The 15,233-nt window shown below is 75.3% G+C and carries 15 protein-coding genes; 3 read left to right on the top strand and 12 right to left on the bottom strand.

Annotated features, from left to right (window positions below; translation table 11 throughout):
• Positions 1-16 precede the first annotated feature (16 nt).
• From ABZS80_RS11205 to ABZS80_RS11160, 10 genes are read right to left on the bottom strand one after another with little or no spacing between them, the layout of a single operon-like run.
• Positions 17-811 (bottom strand): hypothetical protein, encoded by a 795-nt coding sequence (locus ABZS80_RS11205; RefSeq protein WP_355055592.1) that lies wholly within the window; start codon positions 809-811, stop codon positions 17-19.
• The gene (locus ABZS80_RS11200; RefSeq protein WP_355055591.1) at positions 808-2,046 is read right to left on the bottom strand and encodes an MlaD family protein; all 1,239 of its coding nucleotides are present in this window, start codon (positions 2,044-2,046) and stop codon (positions 808-810) included. Before ABZS80_RS11200 ends, ABZS80_RS11205 begins: the two co-directional genes overlap by 4 nt.
• Positions 2,043-3,467, bottom strand: a complete 1,425-nt coding sequence (locus ABZS80_RS11195; protein ID WP_355055590.1) for an MCE family protein — start codon at positions 3,465-3,467, stop codon at positions 2,043-2,045. The genes ABZS80_RS11200 and ABZS80_RS11195 overlap by 4 nt, the downstream gene beginning before the upstream one ends.
• Positions 3,464-4,708 carry an MCE family protein gene (locus ABZS80_RS11190; RefSeq protein ID WP_355055589.1) on the bottom strand — a complete coding sequence of 415 codons (1,245 nt, stop codon included), beginning with the start codon at positions 4,706-4,708 and terminating at the stop codon, positions 3,464-3,466. Before ABZS80_RS11190 ends, ABZS80_RS11195 begins: the two co-directional genes overlap by 4 nt.
• On the bottom strand, positions 4,708-5,694 hold the full coding sequence (locus ABZS80_RS11185; protein ID WP_355055588.1) for an MCE family protein: 987 nt from the start codon (positions 5,692-5,694) through the stop codon (positions 4,708-4,710). Before ABZS80_RS11185 ends, ABZS80_RS11190 begins: the two co-directional genes overlap by 1 nt.
• Positions 5,691-6,725 (bottom strand): MCE family protein, encoded by a 1,035-nt coding sequence (locus tag ABZS80_RS11180; protein ID WP_355055587.1) that lies wholly within the window; start codon positions 6,723-6,725, stop codon positions 5,691-5,693. The genes ABZS80_RS11185 and ABZS80_RS11180 overlap by 4 nt, the downstream gene beginning before the upstream one ends.
• On the bottom strand, positions 6,722-8,011 hold the full coding sequence (locus tag ABZS80_RS11175) for an MCE family protein (RefSeq protein ID WP_355055586.1): 1,290 nt from the start codon (positions 8,009-8,011) through the stop codon (positions 6,722-6,724). The genes ABZS80_RS11180 and ABZS80_RS11175 overlap by 4 nt, the downstream gene beginning before the upstream one ends.
• Before the next feature lie 2 nt (positions 8,012-8,013).
• Entirely contained in the window at positions 8,014-8,817 is an 804-nt protein-coding gene (locus ABZS80_RS11170) for an ABC transporter permease (protein WP_355055585.1), read from the bottom strand.
• 1 nt (position 8,818) lies between these two features.
• Positions 8,819-9,589 (bottom strand): ABC transporter permease, encoded by a 771-nt coding sequence (locus ABZS80_RS11165; RefSeq protein ID WP_151461847.1) that lies wholly within the window; start codon positions 9,587-9,589, stop codon positions 8,819-8,821.
• Positions 9,586-10,557 carry an ABC transporter ATP-binding protein gene (locus ABZS80_RS11160; RefSeq protein WP_151461848.1) on the bottom strand — a complete coding sequence of 324 codons (972 nt, stop codon included), beginning with the start codon at positions 10,555-10,557 and terminating at the stop codon, positions 9,586-9,588. Before ABZS80_RS11160 ends, ABZS80_RS11165 begins: the two co-directional genes overlap by 4 nt.
• A 165-nt stretch (positions 10,558-10,722) precedes the next feature.
• Here ABZS80_RS11160 and shbA point away from each other — a divergent pair, with 165 nt between their 5' ends.
• Genes shbA through ABZS80_RS11145 form a run of 3 tightly spaced genes read left to right on the top strand, consistent with a single transcriptional unit; the run spans position 10,723 to position 13,787 of the window.
• Complete coding sequence (gene shbA, locus ABZS80_RS11155) at positions 10,723-11,301, top strand: RNA polymerase sigma factor ShbA (protein WP_151461849.1); 579 nt, start codon at positions 10,723-10,725, stop codon at positions 11,299-11,301.
• Complete coding sequence (locus tag ABZS80_RS11150) at positions 11,298-12,134, top strand: anti-sigma-D factor RsdA (protein ID WP_355055584.1); 837 nt, start codon at positions 11,298-11,300, stop codon at positions 12,132-12,134. The genes shbA and ABZS80_RS11150 overlap by 4 nt, the downstream gene beginning before the upstream one ends.
• Before the next feature lie 42 nt (positions 12,135-12,176).
• On the top strand, positions 12,177-13,787 hold the full coding sequence (locus ABZS80_RS11145; protein ID WP_355055583.1) for an ATP-binding protein: 1,611 nt from the start codon (positions 12,177-12,179) through the stop codon (positions 13,785-13,787).
• 22 nt (positions 13,788-13,809) lie between these two features.
• Here ABZS80_RS11145 and ABZS80_RS11140 read toward each other — a convergent pair whose 3' ends face one another.
• Together ABZS80_RS11140 and ABZS80_RS11135 are read right to left on the bottom strand one after the other, a co-directional pair.
• Entirely contained in the window at positions 13,810-14,889 is a 1,080-nt protein-coding gene (locus ABZS80_RS11140) for a hypothetical protein (protein WP_355055582.1), read from the bottom strand.
• Positions 14,886-15,233: a PadR family transcriptional regulator gene (locus ABZS80_RS11135; RefSeq protein ID WP_355055581.1), complete on the bottom strand. Its 348-nt coding sequence runs from the start codon at positions 15,231-15,233 to the stop codon at positions 14,886-14,888. The genes ABZS80_RS11140 and ABZS80_RS11135 overlap by 4 nt, the downstream gene beginning before the upstream one ends.

Genomic DNA, 15,233 nt, shown 5'->3' with positions numbered 1-15,233 from the left:
GGTCTCCTCCTGTCGGTCATCCGACGAACTGGAGCTTGGTCACGAGCCAGTCCCCCGAGTCCCGGTCCCGGACCAGGTCGAGCTGGATCCGGTAGTGCGACGGCCGCCCGTCGGGCGACTTGACGTTGCGGACGGTGGCGTCGACCGCCACCAGCACCACCGCGTGCCGCCGGTCACCGGAGACGATCCCGGCGCGCAGCACGCTGCCCTGCGACTGGACCTTGTTCTCCACCACGGCGGCGCGGACCTGCGCCTGACCGCGGGTGAACTCGTCCTTGAAGTCCCCGGTGGCGCCGGCCGTGATCCGGCTCAGGTCCCGGTCGACGCTGGCCGCGCTGACCGAGACGAAGTTGACGGCGGCCTGCCGGGCGGCGGCCACGGCCTCGCGGCGGGCCTGGTCGGTGGCCCGGTCGACGTACCAGCGGTGGCCCTGCACGCCGGCGCCGGCCAGGGCGGCGGCCAGCAGCACCACGAGCAGCGCGATGAGCGCCCGACGCCGCCGGGGCGGGGCGGTGCCCGCGGGCCCGGCGTCGGCGTCCGGGTCGGCGGGCTCCGGATCTGGCTCGGGCAGGTCCTCGACCTCGGCGGGATCGCCGACGACGGTGAGGTCCCCGGCCTCGGCGGGGTCCTCGACCGGCTCCCGGTCGAGCCGTTCCAGCACCCGTTCGATGGGCTCGCCGGACGCGGAGACCGCGCGGTTGACCAGGCGGCGGCGCGGCACCGTCGGGCCGCCGGCCTTCGCGCCCTTGATGACCTTCAACGTGGTGTTCCTACGGCTGGGCACCGCCACCTCCTCGGGTACGCCGGTCACGGGGTCACCCCGGCGAGCAACAGCTGTTTCCAGGACTGGGCCCCGGCCGTGCGGTACTGGCCGCCGGTGCCGCCGAACTGCAACGGGCGGCCGTCGGCGCCGAGCACCAGGCCCGTCGCCGGGTCGTACCCGGGGTCGCCGCCCCGGTCGGCCCCGGGCGGGGGCGCGGGGTCGGCGCCGGAGGGCCGGGGCGCGTTCCCGGCGCCGCGTACGCTCGCCCCGGCGGCGCGCTCACCGGCGTCGCACGCCGTGGCGCCTCCGGAGTAGACGCAGGCCGGCGGGTTGCCCAGGTTGACCACCAGGCCGAGGTGGGCGGTGCCGTCGCCGGGGGTGACGGTGTACCCGCCGGCCACCGCGATCGGGTACACCACCAGCAGCTGCTCGATGCCGGGCAGCCGCCGGGCGGCGATGCCGTTGACGGTGACCAGGTTGCCGAGCAGCACGCCGACGTCGGGTTCCAGGCCGCGCAGCAGCGCCCGCAGCTCGACCCCGGCGGGCGGTCCGCCGGCCAGCAGCCGGCGCAGGTCCGGGTCGGCGGAGCGGAGGGTCGCGGCGAGCTGCGCCAGCCCGGCCGACCAGCGGCGCAGCGCCTCGCTGGACTCGGCCTGGGTGGTCAGCACGGTCCGGGCGTCGCGGATCAGCGCGAGGGTCTCCGGCAGCCGCCGGTCCGCCTCGGTGAGCAGGGCGTCCCCGGCGTCGAGGATCCGGGCCAGGGCCTGCTCGTTGCCGTCGAACGCGGTGCCCAGCTCGGTGACGAGCACGGTCAGGTCCTCCGGGTCGACCGAGCGGACCAGCGCGTCCAGGTTGGTCAGCAGGGTTTCGGGGGCCAGTGGGAGGCCGGTCCGGTCGGCCGGGATCACCGCACCGTCGGCCAGGTACGGCCCGCCGTCGCGCTCGGGCCGCAGGTCGAGGTACTGCTCGCCGACGGCGGAGCGCTGGGCCACCACGGCGCGCAGCGCGTCGGGGACCCGGACGCCCCGGTCGAGGCGCAGGTCGGCGCGGACCCCGTCGCCGCGCAGGGCGACCGCGGTGACCCGGCCGACGGGCACGCCGCGGTAGGTGACCGGGGCGTTGGCGAACAGCCCTCCGGCGCGGGCCAGGTCGACGTGGACGACGTAGCCGGTGTGGAACAGCCGCTCGCCGAGGCCGACGTAGCGGACGCCGACGTAGCCGACGCCGAGGATGCTCACCAGCACGAAGGCGAGCACCTGGAGCTTCACGGTGCGTCCGATCACGGGATCAGCCCTCCCCCGAGCACGTCGGTCAGGTCGCCGATCTGGCCGGTGACGGCGCCGGTCAGCGGGAGCACGCACTGGGCGGTGAGCACGGTGCCGTCGGGCAGTTCGGTGCCGGCGGGGAACGCGGTGCCGGGCGGGATCAGCCCCTTGGGCAGCAGCAGCCCGCCGAGCGGCACGGTGGAGCCCGGCTTGAGCAGCTTGCAGCCCGCCGGCAGCCCGCACTCCTTCGGCGGGGTGAAGATGGCCGGGAAGTCCTTCAGGTCCGGCAGGCACTTGAGCAGCGGCAGGTCGGGCAGGCCGGGCAGGATGCCGCCGCCGGGCCTGGTGCCGGGTCGGGTCGGCCCGCCGCCGGCGGGGGGCCGGGGCGTGGTCGGGGTCGCCGGCCGGGTGGTCCGCGGCGCCGGCGGGGGCGCGGCGGCCACCAGGTTGGCCAGGATGGTGGCGGCGTCCAGGTCGGCGGTGATCGACAGGTTCACGAAGTCCCCGACGATCGCGCCGGTGACGTTCGGCGGGAACGGGTACGACAGCATGAAGTCCAGGGACTTCGGCAGGTCGTCGCCGGCCCGGGCGAGCTGCTCCAGGATCGGTTGCAGGGCGGTCATGGCGGCCACCGTGTCCGCCCGGCTGCGCTCCACCACCCGGGTGCCCACGGTGCCGAGCCGGCCCAGCGCGGTGAGCGCCTTGGTGAGCTGGGCCCGTTGCCGGGCCAGCACGGTCAGGCCCGGGGCCAGGGAGTCCAGCGCGTCGCCGACGACCTGCCGCTGCCGGGCCAGCCGGCCGCTGAGCCGGTCGAGGGCGTCGATCGCGCGGACGATGTCGGCCTTCTGCCGGTCCAGCCCGCCGAGGAAGGTGTCGAGCTGGGTGAGGGTGTCCCGCAGCTCCGGCTCGCGGCCGGCGAGGGCCCGGTTCAGCTCGGCGTTGATGGTGCGCAGCTGCGCCAGGCCGCCGCCGTTGAGCAGCAGGCCCAGGGCGGCGAGGACCTCCTCCACCTCGGCGCCGCGGGTGGTCCGGGACAGCGGGATGAGGTCGCCGTCGGCCAGGTCGCCGCGGGCCGGCTCGGCCGGTGGCGGGGCCACGGCCACGTACTTCTCGCCGAGCAGGCTGCTCTGGCGGACGGCGGCGGTGGCGTTCGCCGGCAGCCGCACGGACCGGTCGATGCGCAGCCGGACCCGGGCGTGCCAGCCGTCCAGGGAGATCTTCTCGACGCTGCCGACCGTGACGTCGTCGACCTTGACGGCGGCCCGGGGCACCAGGTCCAGCACGTCGCCGAACTCCGCGGTGACCGTGTAGCCGGGTCCGGCGGGCCGGCCGCCGGGCAGCGGCAGGTCGGCGACCTCGGGCAGACCGCAGCCCGCGGGCAGCAGTGCCGCCGCCAGCACGCCGGCCAGCAAGGGCCCGCGGGTCCGCCGGGCGCTCACGCTGGGCCTCGCAGGATGCCGCCGAGCGTCGGATCGCTCGGGATGGAGGGGCCGCCCGGCGCCTCGTCGGCGGTCGGCGCACCGGGGGAGCTGATGGATCCCGGTGAGGACCCGCCTCCCGCCGGGGCGCCGGGCGGCAGCTTGAGCAGCTTGCGCAGCTGGTCGGTGAGGGGCAGCCCGCGCTGGCGCAGCGTCTGTGCGAGCTTGGTGCAGATCGCCGGCACCTCGGCGACGGGAAGCTGGTCGGCCATGAGCGAACAGGCGAAGGTGGCCGGATCGTACGGGCCGAGCGGGTTGTCCCGGGTGTCCAGGGTGCCGGAGCGGGGGTTGTAGGCGAGGTTGAGGTTGCCGATGGCGAGCGGTGCCACGTCGAGGATCTGGATGACGGCCCGCTGCTGGCGGACCAGGACCCGGGTGATGTCGGTCAGCGCGGTGACGTTCGAGGTCAGCGCGGTCCGGTTCTGCCGGACGAAGGTGGTCACGTCGCCGAGCGCGGCGGCCAGGTTGCGCAGCGCCCGGGCCAGCTCCTCCTTCTCCCCCGCGAGCTGCTCGGCGACGTCGGCGAGCTGCTGCTGGAAGCGGCGTACCTGCTGGTCGCTGCGGGCCAGGGTGGTGGTGAAGCGTTGCAGGTTGGCCACCGTGCCGAAGAGGTCGCCGCGCCCGGCGGACAGGGTGGTCAGCGCGCGGGAGGCCCCGTCGAGGGTGTCGTGCAGGTCGGCACCGTTGCCGTCCAGGTTGGCCCGGCCGGTGGCGACCAGGTCGGACAGGGCCCCGTCGGCGTTGGCGCCGCGCGGGCCGAGGGTCCGGTTGAACTCGTCGAGAGCGGCGTAGATGTCGTCGATCTCCATGGGCGCGGCGGTCCGGTCCACCGGGATCCGCGCGCCGTCGCCGAGCTCGGCGCCGCCGGTGTACGCGGGGGCGAGCTGCACGTACCGGTCGCTGACCACGCTGGGCGGGACGATGAGCGCCTGCGCGCCGGCCGGCAGCCGCAGCTCCGGGTCGTAGCGCATCTCGACCCGGACCACCCGCCCCTGCGGGACCACCTTCTCGACCTCGCCGACGCGGACGCCGAGGATCCGCACGTCGGAGCCGGCGTAGACGCCGACGGCCCGGGTGAAGTAGGCGACGACCCGCCGGTCGGGTGGTTGGTGGCGCCACACGGCCGCCCCGGCGGCGACGGCGGTGAGCAGCACGGTGGCCGCGGCGAGCGGTCGCCGCCAGCGCTGGATCCGACCGGGCATCAGCGACCTCCGGTGGCGGCGGGCAGGTACGGCTGGAGCAGCCCGTTCACGTACGAGTCGAACCAGCGCCCGTTGCCGACGACGTTGGCGAACGCCGTGACGAACGGGCCCATCCGGCGGATGGTCTGCTCCAGGTCGTCGCGGTTGCGTTGCAGCACGGCGACCACGTCGCGCAGCTTGCGCAGCGCCGGTTCCAGCCGGGTGCGGTTGTCGGCGACCAGCCCGGAGAGCTGGGTGGCGAGCTGGTCGGTGCCGACCAGGAGCTGGTGGATGGCGTCCCGCCGCCGGCTGACCTCGGTGAGCAGCTTCTCCCCGTCGGTAACCAGCTTGCGGAACTCCTCGTCGCGTTCGGCGAGCACGCCGGTGACGCCCCGGGCCCGGGACAGCAGGGTGCGCAGCTCGGCGTCGCGGTCCGAGACGGTGCGGGACAGCCGGGACAGCCCGGTCAGCGAGGTGTTCACGCTGGGCGGGGTGTCGGCGAAGGTCTCCGACAGGGTGGTGAACGCCCGGGCGAGCTGGTCGGTGTCGACCTTGTCGAGGGTGTCGGCGAGGCCCGTGACGGCCTGCACCACGTCGAACGGGGCGGCCGTGCGCTCCAGCGGGATCTGCCCGCGCTCGGGCAGCTTCCCCGGGCCGGCCGGGGCGAGCGCCAGGTACTTCTGCCCGAGCACCGTCTTGATCCGGATGGTCGCGCCGGTGTCCCGGCCGAGGCGTACGCCGTCGTCGTCGAGTCGGAACCGGACCCGCACGTGCGGCTGTGGCTCGCGGGCGAGTTCCACGGCGGTCACCTGCCCGACCCGCACGCCGGCCACCCGGACCTCGTTGCCGGTGGCCAGGCCGCTGGCGTCGTGGAACGCGGCCGCGTACGACCGGCCGGTGAGCGCGGCGATCCGGTCGAGCTGGAACGCGCCGAGCAGGGCGGCGACGAGCACGGTCAGCCCGACCGCGCCGACGATCACCGGGTTGCGTTCGCGGAACGGTCTCACCGGGCACCTCCGGTGGCGCAGCGGGCGGCCGTGGCGTCGACGCCGGGCACGGTGAGCGGCGCGTGGCCGTCGACGGCGAGCCGGCCGTCGAAGTCGCAGAGGTAGAAGTTGAACCAGGAGCCGTAGGAGGCGACCCGGGTCAGCGCCTCGTAGCGCTGCGGCAGCCGGCCCAGGGTGGCGTCGATGGCGGCGGAGTTGCGGTTCAGCGTGCCGGCCAGCTCGTCGAGGGCGCGGACGTCGGCGGCGAGCGGCGGCCGGGTCTGGCGCAGCAGCCCGGCGGTGGTGTCGGTCAGCTCGCCGAGGCTGACCAGCGCCTCGCCGATGGCGGTGCGGTCGGCGGAGAGCCCGGAGACGAACTGCTGGAGCTGGGTGATGCTCTGGTCCAGCTCGCGGTCGTGGCCGGCCAGGGTGCCGAGCACCTGGTTGAGGTTGGTGACCACCCGGCCGATCACCGCGTCCCGGTCGGCCAGGGTGCTGGTCAGCGAGGCGGTACGCCGCAGCAGGCTGGCCACGGTGCCGCCCTCGCCCTGGAGCACCTGGACGATCTCGTACGCCAGCTTGTTGACCTCGGCGGGGTCGAGCGCGGTGAACAGCGGCCGGAAGCCGTTGAACAGCACGGTCAGGTCCAGCGCCGCCTTGGTCTGGCTGAGCGGGATGAGGCCGTCGGGGCGCAGCGGGCGGGGGTCGCCGGGGCCTTCGGTCAGCGCCAGGTAGCGCTGCCCGACCAGGTTGCGGTAGCGGACGGCCGCGCGCACGCCGACGGCCACCGGCACGGTCCGGTCGACGGTGAAGGCCACCTCGGCGGTCGTGTCGTCGACCACCCGGATGCCGGCCACCTTGCCCACCCGCACCCCGGCGATCCGCACGTCGTCGCCGGCGAGCAGGCCGGTCACGTCGGTGAACCGGGCCCGGTAGGTGGTGCCGCCGGGCGGGAACGCGCCGAGGGTCTGCGCGAGCAGCCCGGTGGCCAGCAGCGTGATCGCCGCGAACACCAGCAGCTTGACCAGCGCGGGGGTCGTCTTCCCGGTCATCGGGTGGTCACCACCGCTCCGCGCAGCAGCGGGCCCCACAGCAGCACCGCGATGTCCGGCACCTCGGCGGGCGGTGTCCCGGTGAGCCCGCCGACGAGCGGCTTCACGAGGGCACGCTCCTCGCCGGTGCCGGCCCGGCCCATCTCGCTGGAGGGCGGCGCCGCGGGTGCCCCGCCGGCCGGCACCCCCACGGGCAGGGGCTTCGGGGTACGGGTGCCGCCGTAGTCGTAGCCGTCGGCGACGGCCACCTCCGGCGCGGGCACCTTCGGGTTCGGCAGGCCGCGGCAGTCCGGGCCCCCGCCGGCCGCGTACACGGGCTCGTCGCGGCCCCGCTCGTACGGGCCGCCGTCGCGGGTCACCTCCAGCGTGATGTGCATCCGGCCGCCGGAGAAGACCTCCTCGACCCGGGGTTGCAGGTCGACCAGCCCGTGCACGAGGCACGGATACTCTGGCGCGTACGCGGCGAGCAGCTCCAGCACCGGCCGGCTGACCTGGCCGAGCCGGATGAGCTGGTCGCCGTGCCGGTCGAGGAAGCCGCGGGCGGTGTCGGCCGTGTCGGTCGTGTCGGCGAGGAACGCGGCGAGCTGGTCGCGCTGGTCGCTGACGGTCCGGGCCGTGACGGTCACGTCGCGCAGCAGGGCGAGCAGGTCGGGCAGCGCCGCGTCGTAGCTGTCCAGCACGGTGGCGAGCTGGCGCAGGTCCTCGGTGAGGGTCGGCAGCTGCGGGTTGAGCTGCCGCAGGTACGCGCCGAGCCGGGCCAGGTTCGCGCCGAGCCGGTCGCCGCGCCCCTCCAGGGCGGTGGTGATCGCGCCGAGGGTGGTGGCCAGCTGGTCGGGGCGGACGGACTGGAGCAGCGGCAACGCCTCGTCGAGCACCCGTTCCAGCTCGACGGCCGTGCGGCTGCGGTCCTGGCTGATCACCGCGCCGTCGCGGATCGGCCCGGCGGTGCTGCCCGCGGGCGGGACGAGTTCCACGTAGCGCTCGCCGAACAGGGTCTTGGGCAGCAGCCGGGCGGTCACGTCGGCGGGGATCCGGCCGGTGGTGGCCGGGTCGAGCGCCAGCCCGATCTCCGCGCCGTGTCCGTCGCTGCGCACCGAGCGCACCGCGCCGACCACCACCCCGCGTACCTTCACGTCGGCGCCTTCCAGGAGGTGCAGGCCGGCGCGGTCGGCGCGGAGGGTGACCCGGTCGACCGGGGTGAATGCCCCGCGGTACTGGAGCACGGCGGCGGTCAGCGCCGCGGTGAGCAGGGCGACGAAGACGAGGCCGAGCAGACGGTGTCGCATGGTCACCCCGCGATCCGGACGGTGGTGGTGGCGCCCCAGATGGCCAGGGACAGGAAGAAGTCGACGACGTTGACCGCGACGATCGCGGTCCGCACGGCCCGGCCGACGGCGATACCGACCGCGGCCGGCCCGCCCTGGGCGGTGTAGCCGTACCAGCAGTGCACGAGCACCACGATCACGCTGAACACCAGCACCTTGCCGAAGGACCAGAGCACGTCCTCGGGCGGCAGGAACAGGTGGAAGTAGTAGTCGTAGGTGCCGGCGGACTGCCCGAAGTAGCCGACCGCGATGGTGCGGGTGGCCAGGTAGCTGGCGAGCAGCCCCACCACGTACAGCGGGATGACCGCGATGAAGCCGGCGATCATGCGGGTGGTGACCAGGAAGGGCAGCGAGGGCACACCCATGACCTCCAGCGCGTCGACCTCCTCGGAGATCCGCATGGCGCCGAGCTGGGCGGTGAACCCGCAGCCGACGGTGGCCGACAGGGCCAGCGCGGCCACCAGCGGCGAGATCTCCCGGGTGTTGAAGTACGCGGAGACGAAGCCGGTGAAGGCGCTGCTGCCGATCTGGTCGAGCGCCTGGTAGCCCTGGAGCCCCACCTCGGTGCCGGTGAAGAAGGTGAGGAAGCAGATCACCCCGACGGTGCCGCCGAGCACGGCGAGCGCGCCGGTGCCGAAGCTGACCTCGGCCAGCAGCCGGACCACCTCGCGCCGGTAGCGGCGCAGGGTGCGCGGCGCCCAGGCGAGGGCGCGCAGGTGGAAGGCGAGCTGCCCGCCCAGGTCGTCGAGATACCGGAGAACCGCCACGTCAGCTCCCCTTCTGCGGGACGACCTGGAAGTACACGGCCGTGACCACGAAGTTCAGCGCGAACAGCAGCATGAAGGTGATCACCACGCTGCGGTTGACCGCGTCGCCGACGCCCTTCGGCCCGCCCTTGGCGTTCATCCCCTGGTGGCTGGCGACCAGCGCGGCGGCGGCGCCGAACAGCAGCGCCTTCACCTCGCCGACCACCAGGTCGGGCAGTTGGCCGAGGGCCTGGAAGCTGGCCAGGTACGCCCCGGGCGTGCCGCCCTGGAGCACCACGTTGAACGCGTAGCCGCCGGTCACCCCGACCACGCTGACCAGGCCGTTGAGCAGCACCGCGACCAGCATCGAGGCGAGCACCCGGGGCACCACGAGGCGGTGGATCGGGTCGATCCCGAGCACCTGCATGGCGTCCAGCTCCTCGCGGATCTTCCGGGCGCCGAGGTCGGCGCAGATGGCCGAGCCGCCGGCCCCGGCGATGATCAGCGCGGTGACGATGGGGCCGGCCTCGCGGACGACGGCGAGCACGGAGGCGGCGCCGGTGAACGACTGCGCGCCGAGCTGGCGGACCAGCGAGCCGAGTTGAAGGGCGATGACCGCGCCGAACGGGATGGAGACCAGCGCGGCGGGCAGGATGGACACCGAGCTGATGAACCAGGCCTGCTGCACGAACTCGCGGACCTGCACCGGCCGGCGGCCCAGCCCGCGCAGCGTGTCCAGGCAGAACGCGAAGAACTCGCCGGTGTTCCGGAGCGCGGCGGCGGGCGCGTTCACACGGCCACCTCCTCGCTCGGGTCGGCCGCCCAGCGGCCCTCGAACGACCCGGGCGGCGGCGTGACGCCGTGCTCGCGGCACCACTGGCCCGGCGGGCGCTCGGCCTGGCGCGGCCGCCCGTCCGACGCGGGCAGTTGCAGCGGGATCGGCGGCAGCGGCGGGAGTTCCACCCCGGCCTGCGCCTCGGCCGCGAGCTCCTCGGCGTCCTTCTCCTCGGCCATCCCGATCGGGCCGATCCGCTGGGCGTTGAGGAACTGCCGGACCACCGGCTCGGTGCTGGACAGCAGCATCTCCCGCGGCCCGAACATGGCCAGGTGCCCGTGGTAGATGAGCCCGATGTTGTCCGGCACGGTCCGGGCCGTGTTGATGTCGTGGGTGACGATCAGGAAGGTCGCGCCGGTGCGCTGGTTGAGGTCGACGATGAGCTGGTTGAGGTAGGCGGTGCGCACCGGGTCCAGCCCGGAGTCCGGCTCGTCGAAGAGGATGATCTGCGGGTCGAGGACGAGCGCCCGGGCCAGGCCGGCCCGCTTGCGCATCCCGCCGGAGATCTCGCCGGGCAGCTTGTGCTCGGCCCCGACCAGGCCGACCATCTCCAGCTTCTCGGTGACCACGGCCCGGATCTCCGACTCCGACCGGCGGGTGTGCTCCCGCAGCGGGAACGCCACGTTGTCGTAGATGGTCATCGAGCCGAACAGCGCGCCGTCCTGGAACAGCACGCCGAACAGCTTGCGGACCTCGTACAGCTCGCGCTCGGAGAGCTTCGGCAGGTCCCGGCCCTCGATGAGGACGGACCCCCGGTCGGGCTTCAGCAGGCCGACCAGCGTCTTGAGGAACACGGACTTGCCGGTGCCGGAGGGTCCCAACAGGACGGAGATCTCCCCGGCGGGCAGGGTCAGGGTGAGGTCCGACCAGACCGGGTGCCCGCCGAAGGACTTGGTCAGTCCGCGTACCGCGACCTCGACGCCCATCGTTCCCCTCCCTTCGTGTCTCACCTGGGACATCGGGCGGGGTCGACCGGACGCAACAACTACTTTCCGTCACGAGTCGGGGACGACCGGCGAGCTATGCAAAACCCCGGAGGTGTGGATAACGTGCCGGAAACCGGCCGGCGATGAGGATGTTCCACGAACGCCATGACGACAGTGATCGAGTCCGAGCTCGTCCGCCGGGCCGCCGCGGGCGACCCGGCGGCGGTCGAGGAGCTGCTCGTCGGCGTACGGCCGGGGCTGGTCCGCTACTGCCGGGCCCGGCTGGGCCGGGTGGGCGGCGCGTACACCACGGCCGACGACGTGGCCCAGGAGGTGTGCGTGGCCGTGCTGCGCGCCCTCCCCCGCTACCGCGAGCAGGGCGTGCCGTTCGCCGCGTTCGTCTACGGCATCGCCGCGCACAAGGTGGCCGACGCGCAGCGCTCCGCCGTCCGCGACGCCGCCGTCACCCCCACCGACGCCCCCGTCGACCGGCCGGACGCCGCGCCCGGTCCGGAGCAGCAGGCCGTGGCGAGCGACCTGGCCCGGCGGCTCTCCGCGCTGCTCGACCGGCTCCCCGACGTGCAACGGGAGATCATCCTGCTGCGGGTCGCGGCGGGGCTGTCCGCCGAGGAGGTCGGCGGCATCGTCGGCATGTCCGCGGCCGCGGTCCGGATGGCCCAGTCCCGGGCCCTGGCCCGGCTCCGTACCCTGGCCGGGGGCTCACTGGACGAGGTGGCGGCATGACCGGGCGGACGCCGGGCGACGGCGACGAGGCGATGGACCTGGGGACGATCGCGCGCGACGACGCGCTGCTCGACGCGCTCGGTCGCGGCGAGGCCGCGCCCGAGGGCGACGCGCTCGCCGGGGTGCTCGCCCTCTGGCGGGCCGAGCTCGCCGACGAGCCGCCCACCGCGGTACGTCCCGGGGCGCCGGCGCCCGCCGAGGAGGCGCCCGTGCGGCGGGCGGCCCGCCGCCCCCGCCCCTGGACGCTGCGGCTGGCGGCCGCCGCCGTGGCGCTGCTGGCCCTGGTCTCCGGGCTCGGCATCGGCAGCCGGGACGCCGGACCGGGCAGCCCGCTCTGGTCGCTGACCCGGCTGCTGCACCCGCAGCAGGCCGAGGTGCGCGGCATCGAGGACACCGTGGACCGCGCCCGCGCGGCCCTGGACGCGGGCCGGCTCGACGACGCCGAGGCGCTGGTCGCGCAGGGCCGCCGGGATCTCGGCCGGGTGGAGGACCCCGCGGCCGTCACGCGCCTGGGCGCGGCGCTCGACGTCCTGGCCCGCGACCTGGCGGCGGCCCGCGCGACCACCGCGCCGACGAGCAGCACGCCCGCCGCCACCGCCCCGGCCACCCCCGCGCCCACCGCCGTCCCGAGCCCCACGGTCACCGGTACGCCCCGGCCGGCCCCCGCCACCTCGGGCGGCACGCCGAGGCCCGGGACGACCCGTCCGCCCACCCCGGCCGGCAGCCCGCTGCTGCCGCTGCCCCGGCTGCCGCTGCCACTGCCGTCGGTGTCGGTGTCCGGGCTGCCGCTGCCCGAGCTGCCGCTGCCGACCCTCGGTGGGCTGCTCGACTGAGCGCGTCCGCCCGCGCCGCCGGCCCTCCGTTAGTGTGCTGCCGTGAGCAGCGCAGCGACGGCGGCCACGACCGTCACCGAGGGACGCCGGGCGCGGATGACCACGAGCCGGCGGCTGAGCGTCATGATGCTCGGGATGACCGTGCTGGTGCTCGCCGGCGGCGGGATCGGCGCGGCGGCGCTGTCCCACACGGCTGCGGTCTCCAACCGGCTGGCCGACCACATCTCGCCGGCCCGCACCGCGGTGAGCCGGCTGGAGAGCGGCCTGCTGGAGCAGGTGGCGGCGGTCCGCGGGTACGTCGTCACCGGCGACCCGGAGCTGCTGCGCCGGTACGAGGAAGGGGTGGCCGCCGAGCGCGCGACCGCGCGGCGGGCCCGTGACCTGCTCACCGGCGAGCCGGACGCGCGCCGCGAGCTGGACGGCGCCCTCGTCCTCGCCGAGCGCTGGCGGACCGGGTACCCGGCCCGGCTGATCGCCGCCCGGCAGGCCGGCGCGGGCGCGGCGGAGCTGGCGCCGGTGGTGCGGCAGGGCGGGGTCGCGTTCGACGCCGCGCAGGCGGCGCTGACCGGCCTGGAGGCCCGGCTGGACCGGGAACAGGCGACCGGCCGGGCCGACCTCGACGGCGCCCGGGCGCTGCGGGATCTCCTCTTCGTGGCGATCCTGGCCACGCTGCTGCTGTCCAGCATCGTCATCTCGGTGCTGGTCCGCACCACGGTGCTGCGCCCGCTGGAGTGGCTGGGCGCCTCGGTGCGGCGGGTCGCCGGCGGCGACTTCGAGCACCGCCTCGCCCCGGAGGGGCCGGCCGACATCGCCCGGCTCACCGCCGACGTGGAGACCATGCGGCGGCGGATGGTCGACGCGCTGCACACCAGCCGCCGGCACCGGGACGCCCTCGAACAGCAGGCCGCCGAGCTGCGCCGGTCCAACGAGGACCTGGAGCAGTTCGCCTATGTGGCCTCGCACGACCTCCAGGAGCCGCTGCGCAAGGTGGCGTCGTTCTGCCAGATGCTGCACCGCCGCTACGCCGACCAGCTCGACGACCGGGCCCGGCAGTACATCGGGTACGCGGTGGACGGCGCGACCCGGATGCAGAACCTGATCAACGACCTGCTGGCGTTCTCCCGGATCGGCCGGGTCTACGGCGACGACCGGGAGGTGGACCTGGCCGGTGTGCTCGCCCAGGCCGAGTCGAACCTCTCCGACCGGATCGCCGAGGCGGGTGCCGAGATCGTGGCGGACCCGCTGCCCGTGGTGCACGGCGATCCGACCTTGCTCACCATGCTCTGGCAGAACCTGCTGGGCAACGCCGTGAAGTTCCGCCACCCCGACCGGGCGCCCCGCATCCGGGTGGCGGTCGCCCAGGTCGACGCCGGCTGGGAGTTCGCCGTGGCGGACAACGGCATCGGCATCGACCCCCGCTACGCCGACAAGATTTTCCTGATCTTCCAGCGCCTGCATCCGCGCGGCGGCTACGACGGCACCGGGATCGGGCTGGCCATCTGCAAGAAGATCATCGAGTACCACGGCGGCACGCTGCGGCTGGACGACGGATACGCCGAGGGCGCCCGGTTCGTCTTCAACCTGCCGAGGCCGGCCGCCCCGGCCGCCGTGCCGGAGCAGGCGGGCGAGCGGGCGCCGGTGGCCCCGGCCTGAGCGCGGGGCCACCGGCGGCGGCTCAGCCGGCGGGACGTTCCCGGTCGGCGGCCCGGCCCAGCGCCACCATTCGCAGCGTCTCCTCGCGCCGACGCACCAGCAGCACCCCGGCCAGGAAAGTGACCGGCGGGACGAGCACCAGCATGAGCCACTGGGCCGGCACCAGCGCGATGGCGTGTCCCATGTGCGCGGTCGACGCCGCCCAACCGGCCAGCGCCGTGTCGATGACCAGGGCGAGCGCGGCGACCGGCGCCAGCAGGACGGCGATCCGCCGGCGCACCGGACGGTTCAGGGTCGCCAGGACGACGACGGCGGCCAGGGCGGCGGCGGCGAGCCCGGCGACGTAGAGCCGGATCGCCAGCTCACTGCGGGCTTCCAGGTCGTAGAGGACGTAGACGGGGTAGCCAGCGGCCGCGGCCTCCTGGAAGGGCGGCCGGGCCAGCCGGCTGACCGCCAGGATCGACACCACCGCGAGGCAGGCCGCCACCAGCACCGCCAGCCGGCGCACGCCGAGGACCGCGACGGCCCGGCGGGCCGGGGCGGGCACGGTGAGCGCGGCGGCCGCCACCAGGGCGAGGGCGAACTGCGGCAGGGTGTCGACCACGTACGTCGGCTGGTCGCCCACTCCCGGCCCGACCAGCACGAGCCACCCGCCGACCCCGGCCCAGGCCAGGCCGGCGGCCACGCGGGGCAACCCAGCCAGCGCGGTCACCGCCACCGCCGCCCAGCCGGCCAATCTCAGCCAGTCGACGAGGTCGGGGGCGACGGCCCGCAGCGGCGGCGGCAGGGACGGGTCCACCAGCAGGTGGTCGAGCAGGTTGCGCCCGGCCGCGGCGCAGAGCACCAGCGCCACGAGGACGCCGGTGACGGCGGCGGCGTCGACCCAGGCCGGCTCGGTGAACCCCCGTGCGCCCACCCGCAGCCGGGCCCGCAGGCCGGCGCCGATCAGGTCGACCGTGTCCCGGAACCCCGGCCGGGTCTGCCCGGGCCGCGCGTCGGCCAGGAGGACGGCCACCATCTCCTCCTCGTACACCCGGCGGTGTTCCCAGGGGTGGACGGCGAGCAGCCGGCGGTAGCGGCGCTCCAGCTCGGCGGCGCTCACGCCACCCCTCCCTCGGGCAGCAGGCCGGCGGCGCGCAGCCGGCGGCCGGCCGTGTCGGCGTGGCGGCGCAGCCGGGCCACCTCGTCGGCGAGCCGGGTCGCGCCCAGCGCGGTGAGCCGGTAGTAGCGGCGCAGCCGGGACTGCACCACCTCCTCGCGGTCGACCTCGATGAGGCCGTCGGCGCGCAGGCGGTCGAGGACGGCGTAGAGGGTGCCGGCGCGCAACCGGACCCGCCCGTCGGAGATGCGCAGCACGTCCTCGATGACCGCGTAGCCGTGCCGGGGTGTCTCGGCGAGCGCGGTGAGGACCAGGAACGTGGGTTCCCGTAGGGGGCTGTCGGTCAT

Source organism: Micromonospora sp. NPDC005305 (genome assembly GCF_040607315.1).
GTDB lineage: Bacteria > Actinomycetota > Actinomycetes > Mycobacteriales > Micromonosporaceae > Micromonospora.
Note: the sequence above shows the minus strand (reverse complement) of the source record. Positions and strands in the feature narration are given on the sequence as shown.